We start from the raw sequence: 236 nt of genomic DNA on the forward strand, positions 1-236 counted from the left end.
CGTCCGGTGGGTCAATCAGGGCGTCACGAACGACCAGCTGACGCGCGACCTGGGCAAGATCACCGGCGGCGCGAATGCGACGAAGCAGGAGCTGTACAAGCTGCGCGAGGAGACGGTGACGTGGGGCGACGTCACGTCGGCGCTGTTCAGCGAAATCGGCAAGGATATCGCCGGCCAGTTCACCAGCGACATGAAGGCCATGGGGAAGAACGTGAAGGACGTTCTCGACGATCTGG

At 63.1% G+C, this 236-nt stretch carries 1 protein-coding gene; it reads left to right on the plus strand.

The window, feature by feature from the left end; all coding sequences use genetic code 11:
- A partial coding sequence (locus CVH10_RS26450) for a hypothetical protein (RefSeq protein WP_181244763.1) occupies positions 1–236 on the plus strand: 236 nt, incomplete at both ends.

The organism is Halomonas sp. ND22Bw (assembly GCF_003011945.1).
Lineage (GTDB): Bacteria > Pseudomonadota > Gammaproteobacteria > Pseudomonadales > Halomonadaceae > Halomonas > Halomonas halophila.